This is a genomic window from Bacillus sp. N12A5 (assembly GCF_026790125.1).
GTDB lineage: Bacteria > Bacillota > Bacilli > Bacillales > Bacillaceae > Bacillus.
This window is the reverse complement of sequence record NZ_JALAMR010000017.1, coordinates 52150-66889: the sequence shown is the minus strand read 5'-3', so window position 1 is coordinate 66889 and position 14740 is coordinate 52150. Positions and strand designations below refer to the sequence as shown.

Sequence of the window (14740 nt, the reverse complement as noted above, 5' to 3'; positions counted from 1 at the left end):
TTTACTCCTGTTCCATATGAATGCCAGTGTGCGCCTTTACCTGTATTTCGGCAAAAGTATCTTCATCAACTGTTTTATGAGACGACAGCACTGTTCCGAGCCATGCGCCCAGGAAGCCGAGCGGAATGGAAATAATGCCTGGATTAGAAAGCGGAATAAGCGGATCACCGGTGAAAATAGCACCTCCGGCCGGGTCCCACACACTAGGGCTCATCGACACCAGCACAAGCGCGCTGATCAGGCCTGTCAGGCTGCCCCATAAAGCGCCTGAGGCATTGAATCTCTTCCAGAAGACTGTAAATACAATCAGCGGAAGGTTTGCGCTGGCCGCTACCGCAAACGCAAGTGCAACAAGGAACGCCACATTTAAAGACTGCGCAAAAATCGCAAGGAGAATCGAGAGCACTGACACGGCGACAGAAGCCCACCTGGCCGCTTTCATCTGTTCTTTTTCAGTTGCTTCTCCCTTTCTGATGATCTGACTGTAAATATCATGGGCGAATGCAGAGGCGGCAGACAGCACCAATCCTGTCACGACCGCTAAAATGGTTGCAAAAGCGATGGCTGACACAAACGCGAACAGAAAATCTCCACCGAGCGCTTTAGCCAAAAGCGGAGCCGCCATATTTCCCGCTGGATCAGCGGCCGTAATCGCATCAAAACCGACAAACGCAGCCGCGCCAAATCCGAGAAATACCGTCATAATGTAAAATACACCGATAATCCATGTCGCTGAAACAACAGATGCTCTGGCCGTCTTGGCATCCTTAACGGTATAAAACCGGATCAAAATATGCGGAAGCCCGGCGGTTCCCAGCATCAGTGCCAAGTTTAACGATAGTGTCTCAAGAGGCACCTTATATTTATTTCCGGGATTTAAGAAATCAGCGCCAAGCGGAGTTGCCGTTTTCATCTGCTCAAACATAGTATTGAGGTTAAAGCCGAATCTCGAAAACACGATGATTGAAATCACGAGTGTGCCGGCCATCAGCAACACGGCTTTAATAATTTGAACCCAGCTTGTCGCGATCATGCCGCCAAACACGACATAAATGGTCATCAGCACTCCGACGATGAGGACGGCCGCGGTATAATCCAGCCCAAGCAGCAGTTTAATCAGCGCGCCCGCCCCCACGAGCTGGGCGATCATATAAAAAGTAGAGATGGCAATGGTATTGAGAGCCGCGACACCGCGGATTTTCTTTTCTTTAAAACGAGCCGCAATCATGTCCGCCATCGTATACTTTCCAAGATTCCGAAGCGGTTCTGCCACGATATACAAGACAACGAGATAAGCCACCAGAAAACCGATGCTGTAAAAAAAACCATCAAATCCATATAAGGCAATCATTCCGGCAATCCCCAGAAACGAGGCGGCAGACATGTAGTCGCCGGCAATTGCCAGTCCATTCTGTACACCGGTGAGCCCGCCGCCTGCCGTATAAAACTCACTCGTTGTTTTCGTCTTTCTTGCGGCAAAATACGTGATGATCAGCGTCAGGCCGACGATCGCTAAAAACAAGAGAAAAGCCGTCATATTCATGTCTGTTCACCCTTTATGTCCGCCTTTAAACCGCTTACATATAGATCGAAATGTGCTGCCTTTCGGGAATACACCGTACTCAGTATCCAGGTCATGGCGAATTGGGCGATGGCAAACAGCCAAGCCCATGAAATAGCACCAATGGCCGGCGCATTCAAAAAGGTGAAATAAGACGTCAAAACAGGAAGCGAAAAATAAAAGACAAAAAAGAAAATCGCAGAAGGAACAATAAAAGCGCGTTTCTGCTTTAAAAAAGCTTGAAAAGCCGGAGTTGCAGCAATCTGTTTGTAATCAGCTTTGTACATGGCTATCCTCCTTTTATTCGCTGAATATAAGCAAAAAGGTACACCAATAGGTATGTACTGAAAGTCTGATTTATGCGTTGAAGAACATCTGGAGAATGAAAAAAGAAGGAAATGGTGTAGGAGCACGCGGTATAAAGACAGGCGAAGGTTTTCCAGCTCGCCGCGTTATACGAGTGTGCTTTCAAAACCTCACCGAATGCAGCTTGTACTACGCAAAGCTGCTGTTTACCAAAGCCGCTGTTTACCAAAGCCCGGTTACTATGTTCGCATCACCTCTTTATGACAATGCATGTGCCAAGAGGTGATCGCATCACCGGCTGTCTGTCGTATGTAGCTGACACACCGTTTGTCCTCAAGCTCGGCGCAGCAATTGCTTTCGAATAGAGGATATGGTGAAAACTCAGATCAGATGATAGAAAAGCCAGAGGTAATAGATCCGCCTGTTTGGATTAGTCTTGGCGGACGGTTTTTTTGTGATTATTCTTTCTCAATGCTGTCTCAGATTCTAAAAACTGCCTCACATCACGAATGCCTAATCCAATAGATCTAGCTTCTTGTATTAACATATGCCAATCTTTGTCCAAATCTTTTTTAACATGAGTTTTCATAGTAACCTCCAATTGTATAAAATGTTTTCCTGCAACATGCGGGCAAATAAAGCAAGCCGGCGCGATGATGAGGCGAGTACAACAAATTTCACACATAGTTGCTCGGTGTTCACAAACTGAAGGAAAAACCACCTACCTATTCCCTAAAAAAATGACTAATATAACCATTGAACCTTATTTATAATAATAAACAATTAAATACTGACTGGATAGTATGTAAATGAAAATAAATCAATTAGCCTATTAAAAATGACCCCTTAAAAACCGAATAGCATAAGCTTTCGAAGAAATAAATACCGCTAAAGATTGATCCGTTGTAAGATAAGAGTAATCATATTGCTGGAGAAAAAAATGAAAAAAAACAAATTTCAAATTAAAAGAGAAGCAACATTTGAAAGTTTTATAGACGCTGGCTTAAATTTGTTGATTGACCGAGCGTATGACCTGGTTTCTATAGAGGACATCAGCAGAGCGGCCGGGTACAGTAAAGGAGCGTTTTATGTTCATTTTGTCAGCAAGGAGGACTTTCTGCAGCGTCTTCTCGAGAAACGTCAGATGAAAAAAGAAATCATCATAGGGCATCTTGATCAAATGGAGCAGAACTCAGTGAAACCGCTGACATTGGACGAGGCTGCAAAACATGCCGCAGAGCTGCTTTATTCCTATTACATAAATAAACCGTCGTGGGACATTACCTCGTTTGCCATGAATATGCCGACATACCAAGTCCTTCAGAAATGCAAGGCCTATGTCCAGCTATATGAATTGTGGGTGGAAGAAAATGCGTTATATATTAAATGGCTGAAGGAGAGAAAACTGATTGACTCCTGTATTGATCAGGAATATACGGCTAAAATAATATGTGCAGTGCTCGACGGAATCATCAAACAATCATTTGTATTGGGCCAGCCCGCCACATTCCGGAGCTTTTTAGACGCACTCTCGGTTTTTTTTACTCTGGATAGAGAGCATGTGAGCCCAAGAATGTTGAAAAGATTTTCAGAAAGCGAGGAACATCAGTGAAGTATAGAGAAATGATTATGTATATCATTATGGGGGTTTTCACAACCATTGTGAACATCGCCAGCTTTTATATATTGGTAGAGATCATAAATATGGATTACAAAGCCGCTACTGTCGCCGCTTGGATTTTGTCCGTGCTGTTTGCATACATCACAAATAAATTATATGTGTTTCAGCAAAAAACACATGACCTGCAAAGCCTGCTGAAAGAGATCACGGCCTTTTTCAGCGTTCGGGTCCTGTCTCTCGGCATAGATTTAGGCATGATGATCATTCTTGTCGGCCAGTTCAATACAAATGAAACCTTGGCAAAAATACTCGACAACGCGGTTATTGTTGTCGTTAACTATGCCGCAAGCAAATGGCTCGTCTTTAAAAAGACAAAAGAAGAAGGGGTATGACAGGGGACAGCAGCATATGATCTACAGTTTTCACTGAAGAAATAAGGGGAAATAAAAAAATAAAACAATGAAGGGTGATTGCACATGCGGGAAGAGCTAAAGGGGATATTTGCAAGTGTGTTCGGAGAAAAAAAGGGGTTACGGTTTTTTTTCGCACCTGGAAGAGTGAATCTGATTGGGGAACATACAGATTATAACGGCGGGCATGTGTTTCCGTGCGCGCTGACAATGGGTACATATGCTGCTGTCGCAGAAAGAAAAGATGGGGTTTTCCGGATGTATTCAGACAACTTTAAAGACGCGGGGATCAAGGAATGCAGCCTTGATGACATCCGCTATCAAAAAGAAGACGACTGGGCGAACTATCCGAAAGGCGTCATTTATGAATTTCAGCAAAGGGGCTATTCAGTTCCCCATGGCTTTGACATTGTGTTTTCAGGGAATATTCCGAACGGGGCGGGACTCTCGTCATCTGCTTCTATTGAGCTGCTGATGGGTGTCGTGCTTCAAAGCTATTTTCATCCTGAAGTGAAAGCGCTTGAACTTGTAAAAATGGCGCAGCATGCAGAAAACACATTTATCGGTGTCAATTGCGGAATCATGGACCAATTTGCAATCGGAATGGGGAAAGAACATCATGCGATGCTATTGAACTGTGACACGCTGGACTATGAATATAGCAAACTCGATGTCTCAGGCCTCGCGCTGGTCATTGCGAACACGAACAAAAAAAGGGCATTGGCAGACTCAAGCTATAATACGAGACGCCAAGAGTGCAATGATGCACTGCTTGATTTGCAAAAAGCACTCGATATTGTCTCGCTGGGCGACATCAAGCCTTCTGATTTCGATGCGCATTCCAGCCTGATCCAAAATGAAACGAACAGACGCAGGGCAAAGCACGCTGTTTATGAAAATCACCGTGCTGTCAAAACGGCCCGTATGTTCAAAGAAAACAATATAGATGAAATCGGGCGGTTAATGAAGGAATCCCATCTATCATTGAAGGATGATTATGAAGTGACATGCCCTGAACTTGATGAGCTTGTGTTTGCGGCGTGGGACCATGAAGGCGTGATTGGATCAAGAATGACGGGAGCAGGCTTCGGCGGCTGCACGATCAGCATTGTAGAAGATGCGTTTGTTGATGATTTTATCCAAAAGGTTGGAGACAAGTATCAAGAAAAAACAGGGCTCAAAGCGGATTTTTATGTCGCTGATATCGGAGAGGGAGCGAGAGAGCTAAAGGGGGAGTGACACATGAGTATTGTTGAACATCTGGAACAGCTGCTAGAGTATGGCTTAGAACGAAAACTGATCTCGATCTGGGACCGGGAATATACGAGAAACCGACTTTATGAAGCGTTGGACATCAAACATCCCGAGCCGGTCTCCCGCACTTGGATCAAGCAGGCACAGAACCTGCCGGACTTGCTTGCGCCCATTTACAAATGGGCGGCAGAAACCGGCCGAATAGAAGCGGATACAGACACATATCGTGACTTGCTCAGTGCAAAGCTGATGGGATGTTTCGTTCCTGCTCCGTCTGAGGTCATTCGCAAGTTTGAAGAGACAAAAGCATTATACGGCCCGAAACAGGCGACAAAGGAATTCTATCAATACTCAGAGGATGTCTACTATATCCGGACTGACAGGATTGCCAAAAATGTTCATTGGACGGTGCCGACTCAATATGGCGAGCTGGAAATGACCATTAATCTGTCAAAGCCTGAAAAGGACCCAAAAGCGATTGCGGCTGCAAAAGAGCAGGCGCAGACCAATTACCCGATGTGTTTGCTGTGCAAAGAGAATGTCGGATTTGAGGGAAGCGTAAATCATCCCGCCCGCCAAAATCACAGAATTATTCCGGTCATTCTGAAAGACGAGGAATGGTATTTGCAGTTCTCGCCATATGTCTATTATCCAGAGCATTGCATCGTCTTAAAAGGTGAACATGAACCGATGGAGATCAGCAGAAAAACGTTTGAAAGGCTGCTGTCATTTCTCGGGCAATATCCGCATTATTTTATCGGTTCAAACGCGGATCTGCCAATCGTCGGCGGCAGTATCCTAAGCCACGATCATTTCCAAGGCGGGGCGCACGATTTTCCGATGGCGCGTGCAGAAGCGGAAAACGTATATGAATTAATTGATCATCCCGGTGTGTCGCTGGGCTTAGTGAAGTGGCCGATGTCCGTGCTCAGGCTCCGAGGAGACAAACCGGATCAAGTCGCCGAAGCTGCGGATCATATATTCCGCACGTGGCAAACGTATTCCGATGAAAAAGCCGGCATAGCTGCTTATACAGGCGATACGCCCCATAATACGGTCACGCCGATTGCGCGGCGCAGGGGAGATTTGTATGAACTCGATATCGTACTAAGAAACAACCGGACGGATGAGAAGCATCCATTGGGTATATTTCATCCCCATCAGGAAGTTCACCACATTAAAAAAGAAAATATCGGCCTGATTGAGGTCATGGGATTGGCGATATTGCCGGGCCGCTTACAGGAAGAAATGAAAGAAACGGCAGCGGCACTATGTTCGGCTGATCCAAAAACAGCTTTAGACCAAAATCCGCTCACAGCAAAACATAAGGAGTGGGCTCTTCGGCTGATGGAAAAAAGAACCATAACAAAAGAGAATGCGGAACTGGTCATAAAGGAAGAGCTTGGACATGTATTTGCCCGCATTCTTGAACACGCCGGTGTATTTAAACAGACAACGGAAGGAAAACAGGCCTTCAGCAGGTTCATTGATCATTTAGGCGTCAAACCAGTCAAAAGCCTCAACCACTAGGGTTGAGGCTTTTTCGATTTAGATGGCAAAAACAAACGCCCAAAGCGCGTACGCTTCAGGCGCTGTCTCTCTTATCCTCTTTTTCTGGTTAGCAGGCTTACTAAGAATACAACAATAGCCGCTCCGATTATCGCTGGAATGATGGCAAATCCGGCTAGATGCGGCCCCCATGTTCCGAGAAGCCCGTGGCCGATCCAGGCGCCAATAAGACCTGCGATCATAGACCCAATAATTCCTCCTGGCATATCTCCTTTAACAAACAGGCTTCCAAGCCAGCCGATAATAATAGCGACGATAAGTGAAATAATAAAACTCATCATGCAACACATCCTATTATATTTATTTGCTTATATCATTCCTCCTTTTTGTATAAGATAAACAATTGGATGCTCTCTTAAAAAATGGGAACAGTTTGGAGCATATCGACGCCTTATTGAGCCTTTTCTTTCAATATTTGATGCGTTAAAATGGAAGCCGTGTGAAAAGATGCTAGACAAGGAAAAATTAATTCCTTTCTAGAAAGTTTAACAAAATGAAACTTTTGATTGACCTAAGTTTTTTATTGTGGTAAACCTTTATTTGTCAGAATTAGTTCTTCATCATCTTTCTTTACTTATATGCGGAAATAACTAGAAACTTTTCATCTTAAGCGATAGATGTGAATAAAGTTGGAGCAATTTTTGTCGATTTTATGACATTTAAGCGAAAATGGGATGAAGTTTATAAAAAAATAAAGCTAATAAGTGAACTTTTTGATAGCATAACAAAGTAGAGAAAAGATTTTGAGGAAGTATGCACTTCAGATTTATTACATCAATAGGAAGGATGGTGATCTTCTTGTTCAGAGCATTAAAACCGTTGCTTGTATTAGCGCTGTTAACTGTGGTTTTCGTCCTTGGGGGATGCAGCAATGCTTCAGTACTAGATCCGAAAGGGCCTGTAGCTGAACAGCAAAGTGATTTAATCCTGTTATCTATCGGATTTATGCTGTTTATTGTCGGGGTCGTCTTTGTTCTATTTACCATTATTTTAGTAAAATACCGCGACCGTAAAGGCAAAGATAATGGATCTTATAACCCAGAAATTCATGGTAACACGTTCTTAGAAGTAGTCTGGACAGTGATCCCAATTTTAATCGTCATTGCACTTTCTGTGCCAACCGTACAGACGATATATTCGTTAGAAAAAGCTCCTGAAGCAACAAAGGACAAAGAGCCTCTAGTTGTTTATGCTACTTCGGTAGACTGGAAATGGGTATTCAGCTACCCTGAACAGGATATTGAAACGGTCAACTACTTAAACATTCCTGTCGACCGCCCAATCTTGTTCAAAATCTCATCTGCAGATTCAATGGCTTCGCTATGGATTCCTCAGCTTGGAGGACAAAAATATGCGATGGCAGGAATGCTGATGGATCAATACTTACAGGCTGATAAAGTGGGAACTTACGAAGGACGCAACGCGAACTTCACAGGTGAACATTTTGCAGACCAAGAGTTTGATGTGAATGCTGTAACAGAAAAAGACTTTAACAGCTGGGTGAAAAAGACTCAAAATGAGGCTCCTAAGCTGACAAAAGAGAAGTATGATCAATTAATGCTTCCTGAAAATGTGGACGAATTAACGTTCTCTTCTACTCACTTAAAATACGTTGATCACGGACAAGACGCTGAATACGCGATGGAGGCCCGTAAACGCCTTGGCTATCAAGCCGTTTCACCGCACTCTAAAACTGATCCGTTTGAAAACGTAAAAGAAAATGAATTTAAGAAGTCTGATGATACAGAAGAATGATATTGATCAGGAAAGGAGGAAGCCCGCATGAAATTCAAATGGGATGAATTTTTCGTAACTGGTGACCCATTAATTCTGGGCGCACAAGTTTCCATTGCGCTTTCAACCATTGCCATCATTTTTGTACTGACTTACTTCAAAAAGTGGAAATGGCTCTGGTCCGAATGGATAACTACTGTTGACCATAAAAAACTCGGAATCATGTACATTATATCTGCTGTAATTATGTTATTCCGCGGCGGTGTCGACGGTCTGATGATGCGTGCCCAGCTAGCGCTTCCGAATAACAGTTTTTTAGACTCAAACCACTATAATGAAATTTTTACAACTCACGGTACAATCATGATCATCTTCATGGCGATGCCGTTTTTAATCGGTCTTATCAACGTTGTTGTACCTCTTCAAATCGGTGCCCGCGACGTTGCGTTTCCTTACTTGAACAACCTTAGCTTCTGGACGTTCTTCGTAGGGGCGATGCTTTTCAATATTTCTTTCGTTATCGGAGGTTCTCCGAACGCAGGCTGGACAAGTTACATGCCGCTTGCAAGTAATGATATGAGCCCTGGGCCGGGTGAGAACTACTACCTCCTCGGACTTCAGATTGCCGGTATCGGTACCCTGATGACAGGGATCAACTTTATGGTAACAATCTTAAAAATGAGAACAAAAGGCATGACATTAATGCGTATGCCAATGTTCACATGGACAACACTGATCACAATGGTTATTATCGTGTTTGCGTTCCCTGTACTTACAGTAGCTTTAGCACTTTTATCATTTGATCGTTTGTTCGGTGCTCACTTTTTCACATTGGAAGCAGGCGGTATGCCGATGCTTTGGGCTAACTTGTTCTGGATTTGGGGACATCCTGAAGTATATATCGTTATTCTTCCGGCATTCGGTATTTTCTCTGAGATTATCTCAAGCTTTGCAAGAAAACAATTGTTTGGTTACACAGCGATGGTTGGTTCTATTATCGCCATCTCCGTATTGAGTTTCCTAGTTTGGACTCACCACTTCTTCACAATGGGGAACAGTGCGTCCGTTAACTCTTTCTTCTCAATTACGACAATGGCTATCTCGATTCCGACCGGGGTTAAAATCTTTAACTGGCTCTTTACCATGTATAAAGGCCGAATCAGCTTTACAACGCCTATGCTGTGGGCGCTTGCGTTCATTCCTAACTTCGTAATCGGCGGGGTTACAGGGGTTATGCTTGCGATGGCAGCAGCGGATTATCAATACCATAATACGTACTTCCTGGTATCTCACTTCCACTATGTGCTGATCGCAGGTACTGTATTTGCTTGTTTTGCCGGATTTATTTTCTGGTATCCAAAAATGTTCGGCCACAAGCTGAACGAAAGAATCGGAAAATGGTTCTTCTGGATCTTTATGATCGGGTTCAATATTTGTTTCTTCCCGCAATATTTCTTGGGGCTTCAAGGCATGCCTCGCCGTATTTACACATACGGACCGAATGACGGCTGGACAACATTGAACTTTATTTCAACTGTCGGAGCTTTCATGATGGGTGTAGGATTCTTGATCCTTTGCTATAACATCTACTACAGCTTCCGCTACTCTACTCGTGAAATCAGCGGAGATTCATGGGGTGTGGGACGCAGTCTTGATTGGGCGACTTCTTCTGCGATTCCGCCGCATTATAACTTTGCGGTGCTTCCTGAAGTCAAATCTAAAGATGCATTCCATCATATGAAAGAAGAAAAAACCGAGTTATACCCTGAAAGCAAATTCAAGAAAATCCATATGCCAAGCAACTCTGGCAGACCGTTCTTTATGTCTGTTGCCTTCGGTATTGCCGGCTTTGGACTTGTCTTTGAATGGTACTGGATGGGCGTAGTCGGATTGATCGGAGTCCTGCTCTGCATGGTTCTGCGTTCATTCGAATACGACAACGGCTATTACATTAGTGTTGATGAAATAAAAGAGACGGAAAGAAAGATTTCCGAATAAGGAGGCGTGAGTTATGGAACATGCAGAACACGGCAATTCTAACGCGCCTATGGAATATCAATCTGAAACCGGCAGACTTAATATTCTCGGGTTTTGGATCTTTTTAGGGGCAGAAATTGTGTTGTTCTCAACACTATTTGCAACCTTCTTCGTTCTTCAAAACAGAACAGCAGGAGGTGTCTTACCGGACGAACTATTTGAAGTGAATCTGGTAATGATTATGACGTTCTTGCTGCTTATCAGCAGCTTTACCTGCGGGATCGCTGTTCATGAAATGCGCCGCGGAAGTTTAAAAGGCGTAGTCATTTGGACAATTATTACTCTTCTTCTTGGCGCCGGCTTCGTCGGTTGCGAGATCAACGAGTTTGTCCACTATGTACATGAAGGAGCATCTCTCGGTACAAGTGCGTTCTGGTCTGGATTCTTTGTTTTACTTGGAACTCACGGAACTCACGTAACAATCGGTATTTTCTGGATTACAGGAATTCTGATTCAGTTGAAGAAACGCGGCTTAACTCCGCAAACTTCATCTAAAATCTTTATCTCAAGCTTGTACTGGCACTTCTTAGATGTTGTATGGATTTTCATCTTTACAGGTGTCTATCTCATGGGATTGGGGGGTCTGTAAAATGGCAAACAAATCTGCTGAACACAGTCACTTTCCATGGAAGCACATTGTAGGTTTTGCACTGTCTATCGTTTTGACCCTGCTGGCTCTATGGGTTGCAGTGTATACTGACCTAAGCTCATCAGCAAAACTTTGGATCATTTTCGGCTTTGCCTTCATTCAGGCGGCGCTGCAGCTTCTCATGTTCATGCACATGACAGAGAGCGAAAACGGCGGTATCCAAGTCGGAAACACGCTGTTCGGATTCTTTGGCGCGATCGTTATCGTGCTTGGATCCATCTGGATTTTTGCGGCTCACTATCACCATGGTGACCATATGGATGGAAATCCTCCTGGAGGCGCTGGACACTCAGAGCATTCAGGCCACAACGAATAATACAAAAACCCTCTTCGTTAGAAGAGGGTTTTTATTATTAGCAAAATCCCAAAACGAAATTTTTTTGGGATTTTATCATTTGTTCAGCGTGATTGAAAACCCTTGAAGTCTAGGAAGGACGAGCATTGGAGCACAGCGAATGCAGCAATTCGTGAGCACCAACGCGCAGGACTGACAACGAATGCGAGGGTTTGTCGACACGCTGAAACCCTCTTCGTTAGAAGAGGGTTTTTTGCTGTCCTCAGCTGCTTCGCTTTCTGCGAAGATACGGAAGACCGTAAATGATAAATGCAGCGATATGAGCGACAATGACGTTGACGGCAAACAAGATAATCATGAGAGTATGTCCTAGTGGAGAAAGGCTTTCTGTTGCGTAAAAGTAGAAGAAGACCCACATTAAGATGATTGGCGGAATAGCTGAGAGTGCGACTTTTTTGTTATCAAGCCAAATAAAGAGAGGAGTTGCGCTGGCAACCAATAAGTAAGCAAAAAACATGTCCATCATACCCGTCTCCTTTCATTTTGTGATAACGTTTACAAAAATGAAATAGAGGAACTGAGTTGTGTCTGTTTTGTGGTTGTTTTGTGAACATTCTGTTACAATTATTATACCATGTTTTCCAGAAATTGATACACGTTTTTGAAAAAATGAGTTAGACCTATCGTCTTATTTTTAAACGCTGTAAGATAGGAGAATGTACGGAGCTTTCTTTTTAAAAAAAGGAGGATGCAGATGTATCAGGTAATAAAGCTTGAAAGAGAAGATTGGCGAGAAGTGATCCGCATGTCTGAATATGCTTTTCAGATAGAACTCAGTGATGAGGAACGAGAAGAGAAAGTAAAAGCTTTAGAGAACCATTACATCATCGGAATGAAGGAACAAGAGAAACTCTTCTCTAAGCTTCACATTATTCCCTTTTCTGTCATGCTTGAGGAGCAGGAGATGAAGATGGGAGGTATTGCTGGGGTGGCAACCTGGCCTGAATACAGAAGAAAAGGAACAGTAAAGGAACTTATTCGGAACGCTCTCACGGTCATGAAGAAAGAAAACCAAACCATCAGCTTTTTGCATCCGTTCCTAATCTCCTTTTACCGCAAATTTGGCTGGGAACTTTGTTTCTATCAAAAACGTCTGACTTACCTTAAAGAACAATTGCAAAAGCTAGGTGATACCTCTGGATACATGAGGAGGCTTCAAGAGAATGAAACAGATGCAGTGAATGCCATTTATAATCAGTATAGAACGAAGCATAATGGGCTAATGAAACGTTCAAAGGAGCACTGGACAGAGAAGATCGATGGTATGAAGGCTATGTATATCTCTGAAGGTGGAGTGTTTTGTGGATATCTTGTGTATGACATTAAAAATAAAACGATGCGAGTTAAAGAATTTGTTTATTTGAACAGGGAGGCCCAGAGAGGCTTGTGGAATTTTATTTGCCAGCATGATTCGATGCTAAATGAAGTAGAACTGACTGTACAAATGGAGGAAGATCTTGATTTTTTAACTGCCGAACCCCGGGTCAAACAAGAGATATATCCTTATAGTATGGCGCGCATCGTTGACGTTGAAGGTTTTTTACGGGAATATCCAAAATCTCGGCTGACAGCTCCCTTTGACTTTAAGGTGACGGATCAATGGGCCCCGTGGAATCGACAGACTTTCCGTGTCGAGTCCCAGCAGGTGCAGATCATTCCGGAAGAGTCATCTGACCATCTAATAGAATGCAGCATATCTTCTTTAACCGCTTTCTTCCTAGGTGCCAGGAGTGCTCGTTTCCTTTTTGAAACAGGCATGATAAAAGGACCGGTATCGGAAATCAAACGGCTTGATGACGAATTTCAATTAAAACCTCCATTTCTTATGAATTTCTTTTAACCCCTTTTATAGTGGGGTTTTTTTCATTTGAAAAGTTTTGTGTCATTCGAAACGTTTTGGTTTATGATACGTCATATTTCGTGTAGCTGAAAAAGCGCTGTAGATGCGCAAAAAACATAAAAGGAAACGAGCTTCACGTGTCATCTTGATCGAGGTTCATGTATAATAAACATTAGTGATTTTCCGATGAAAATGTAAGGCGGGATAGAATGGGTCGATATAAGAAACAGCAAAGCCCCTTTTACCAGGGGGATTTGATTTTTATATTTGGTGTGTTTTTTATTATAAGCGTAGTATCAATTTATGCTGCTGGTCAATTTGGACAGTACGGGAACACGGATTGGATACAGCAAATTGTGTTTTATTTATTGGGAGCTGTTGCCATCACAGTCCTTTTGTACTTTGATTTAGAACAGCTTGAAAAATTAAGTTTATATATTTTTATCATTGGTATTTTATCTTTGATTATTCTTAAGATTAGTCCTGAGTCCATCGCACCTGTCATTAAAGGCGCAAAAAGTTGGTTTAGGTTTGGGAGAATAACCATACAGCCGTCAGAGTTCATGAAGGTTGGTTTGATTATGATGCTAGCTTCAGTCATCGGAAAAGCCAATCCTAAAGGAGTCCGGACGCTTAGAGATGATATTCACCTGTTATTAAAGATTGCGGGTGTCGCAGTTATCCCTGTTGGTCTTATCCTGATGCAGGATGCTGGGACTGCGGGAATATGTATGTTTATCGTTCTTGTAATGGTTTTTATGTCAGGGATCAATTGGAAACTGATAACAATCATTGCTGGTTCAGGTATCTTACTCATTTCATTAATTTTATTAGTAATGATAAACTTTCCCGACGCTGCTAAATCAGTCGGAATACAGGAATATCAAATTAAGAGGGTTACTTCTTGGGTTTCTGATTCAAATGACACACAGAATGATGATAGCGGGTGGCAAGTTGATCAAGCTATCATGGCTATAGGATCTGGTGGCATTTTAGGAAATGGCATTTCTGATTTAAAGGTTTATGTTCCAGAAAGTACAACTGACTTCATCTTCTCTATCATAGGTGAATCCTTTGGATTTTTAGGCTGTGCCTTTGTCGTCATCATGTTCTTCTTCTTAATCTACAGGCTTGTCGTTCTGATTGACAAAATACATCCGTTTAACCGTTTCGCTTCTTTCTTTTGCGTTGGCTATACAGCATTAATTGTGATACACACATTCCAGAATATCGGAATGAACATCGGTATTATGCCTGTTACCGGGATTCCGCTGCTGTTTGTCAGCTACGGGGGAAGCTCTACACTTTCCACGCTGATTGGCTTCGGGATTGTGTATAATGCAAGTGTGCAGCTGACGAAATACAGAAGCTATCTCTTTAATTCTTAAGATAAAGACAGCCTTT

General features: G+C 43.0%; 15 protein-coding genes. 10 read left to right on the top strand and 5 right to left on the bottom strand.

Going from position 1 to position 14740, the window contains the following annotated elements:
* Position 1 precedes the first annotated feature (1 nt).
* The 3 genes from MOC09_RS17355 to slrA all read right to left on the bottom strand — a co-directional run bounded on the left by MOC09_RS17355 (position 2) and on the right by slrA (position 2456).
* Positions 2-1543 (bottom strand): cation acetate symporter, encoded by a 1542-nt coding sequence (locus MOC09_RS17355; RefSeq protein WP_268371295.1) that lies wholly within the window; start codon positions 1541-1543, stop codon positions 2-4.
* A complete protein-coding gene (locus tag MOC09_RS17350; RefSeq protein WP_268361838.1) occupies positions 1540-1848 on the bottom strand; it encodes a DUF485 domain-containing protein in 309 nt (102 codons plus the stop codon). The genes MOC09_RS17355 and MOC09_RS17350 overlap by 4 nt, the downstream gene beginning before the upstream one ends.
* 449 nt (positions 1849-2297) lie before the next feature.
* Positions 2298-2456, bottom strand: coding sequence for a transcriptional regulator SlrA (gene slrA, locus MOC09_RS17345; RefSeq protein WP_003236045.1), 159 nt, complete (start codon positions 2454-2456; stop codon positions 2298-2300).
* A gap of 351 nt (positions 2457-2807) precedes the next feature.
* On the opposite strand from slrA, the gene MOC09_RS17340 reads away from it, so the two are divergent.
* From MOC09_RS17340 to galT, 4 genes are all read left to right on the top strand, one after another.
* Entirely contained in the window at positions 2808-3479 is a 672-nt protein-coding gene (locus tag MOC09_RS17340) for a TetR/AcrR family transcriptional regulator (RefSeq protein ID WP_268361835.1), read from the top strand.
* A gap of 17 nt (positions 3480-3496) precedes the next feature.
* On the top strand, positions 3497-3880 hold the full coding sequence (locus tag MOC09_RS17335) for a GtrA family protein (protein WP_268361850.1): 384 nt from the start codon (positions 3497-3499) through the stop codon (positions 3878-3880).
* Between the two features lie 84 nt (positions 3881-3964).
* Positions 3965-5137, top strand: coding sequence for a galactokinase (locus MOC09_RS17330; RefSeq protein ID WP_268361833.1), 1173 nt, complete (start codon positions 3965-3967; stop codon positions 5135-5137).
* A 3-nt stretch (positions 5138-5140) separates the two neighbouring features.
* Complete coding sequence (gene galT / locus MOC09_RS17325; protein WP_268361831.1) at positions 5141-6682, top strand: UDP-glucose--hexose-1-phosphate uridylyltransferase; 1542 nt, start codon at positions 5141-5143, stop codon at positions 6680-6682.
* Between the two features lie 71 nt (positions 6683-6753).
* On the opposite strand, the gene MOC09_RS17320 is transcribed toward galT, so the two are convergent.
* On the bottom strand, positions 6754-6999 hold the full coding sequence (locus MOC09_RS17320; protein WP_064816040.1) for a GlsB/YeaQ/YmgE family stress response membrane protein: 246 nt from the start codon (positions 6997-6999) through the stop codon (positions 6754-6756).
* Positions 7000-7510: 511 nt separating this feature from the next.
* On the opposite strand from MOC09_RS17320, the gene qoxA reads away from it, so the two are divergent.
* From qoxA to qoxD, 4 genes are read left to right on the top strand one after another with little or no spacing between them, the layout of a single operon-like run.
* A complete protein-coding gene (qoxA, locus tag MOC09_RS17315; RefSeq protein WP_268361848.1) occupies positions 7511-8476 on the top strand; it encodes a cytochrome aa3 quinol oxidase subunit II in 966 nt (321 codons plus the stop codon).
* A 27-nt stretch (positions 8477-8503) separates the two neighbouring features.
* Positions 8504-10453, top strand: coding sequence for a cytochrome aa3 quinol oxidase subunit I (gene qoxB / locus MOC09_RS17310; protein WP_003222173.1), 1950 nt, complete (start codon positions 8504-8506; stop codon positions 10451-10453).
* Between the two features lie 13 nt (positions 10454-10466).
* On the top strand, positions 10467-11081 hold the full coding sequence (gene qoxC, locus MOC09_RS17305) for a cytochrome aa3 quinol oxidase subunit III (RefSeq protein WP_003236031.1): 615 nt from the start codon (positions 10467-10469) through the stop codon (positions 11079-11081).
* 1 nt (position 11082) lies between these two features.
* Complete coding sequence (qoxD, locus tag MOC09_RS17300; protein ID WP_072183250.1) at positions 11083-11457, top strand: cytochrome aa3 quinol oxidase subunit IV; 375 nt, start codon at positions 11083-11085, stop codon at positions 11455-11457.
* Positions 11458-11698: 241 nt separating this feature from the next.
* On the opposite strand, the gene ywcE is transcribed toward qoxD, so the two are convergent.
* Positions 11699-11962 (bottom strand): spore morphogenesis/germination protein YwcE, encoded by a 264-nt coding sequence (gene ywcE / locus MOC09_RS17295; RefSeq protein ID WP_268359801.1) that lies wholly within the window; start codon positions 11960-11962, stop codon positions 11699-11701.
* A gap of 228 nt (positions 11963-12190) precedes the next feature.
* On the opposite strand from ywcE, the gene MOC09_RS17290 reads away from it, so the two are divergent.
* Together MOC09_RS17290 and rodA are read left to right on the top strand one after the other, a co-directional pair.
* Positions 12191-13336 (top strand): GNAT family N-acetyltransferase, encoded by a 1146-nt coding sequence (locus tag MOC09_RS17290; protein WP_268371292.1) that lies wholly within the window; start codon positions 12191-12193, stop codon positions 13334-13336.
* 209 nt (positions 13337-13545) lie between these two features.
* A complete protein-coding gene (gene rodA / locus MOC09_RS17285; RefSeq protein WP_268359799.1) occupies positions 13546-14724 on the top strand; it encodes a cell shape-determining peptidoglycan glycosyltransferase RodA in 1179 nt (392 codons plus the stop codon).
* Positions 14725-14740 lie beyond the last annotated feature (16 nt).